This window comes from Mesorhizobium sp. M1A.T.Ca.IN.004.03.1.1, assembly GCF_003997555.1.
Lineage (GTDB): Bacteria > Pseudomonadota > Alphaproteobacteria > Rhizobiales > Rhizobiaceae > Mesorhizobium.
Window position 1 is genome coordinate 1 of sequence record NZ_RZTV01000740.1, and the last position, 251, is coordinate 251.

Annotated in this window: 1 protein-coding gene; it reads left to right on the top strand. The window is 62.5% G+C overall.

What is annotated here, in order from left to right; all coding sequences use genetic code 11:
* The coding region (locus EOD29_RS33625; RefSeq protein WP_164764041.1) for an Hsp20 family protein at window positions 1-149 on the top strand (149 nt) is incomplete at its 5' end.
* Between the last annotated feature and the right edge of the window lie 102 nt (window positions 150-251).

The following is a 251-nucleotide window of genomic DNA, read 5'->3' on the forward strand; positions in this document are numbered from 1 at the left end:
ACGGCCGCTTCGAACGACGCATCCCGGTCGGCACCGAGGTCAAGGAAGACCAGGTCGACGCCACCTTCAAGAACGGCGTTCTGGCTGTCACTTTGCCAAAGACCGAAAAGGCGCAGTCACAGGTCAAGCGCATCGCCATCAGAAGCTGACGAGCGCGGCGGCCGGCCACCTGGCCGGCCGCCGCTCATCCTTCGCCGATAGGGAGGGATAGAACCATGGAGACCGCAAGAGACACACATCGGAAAACCCCA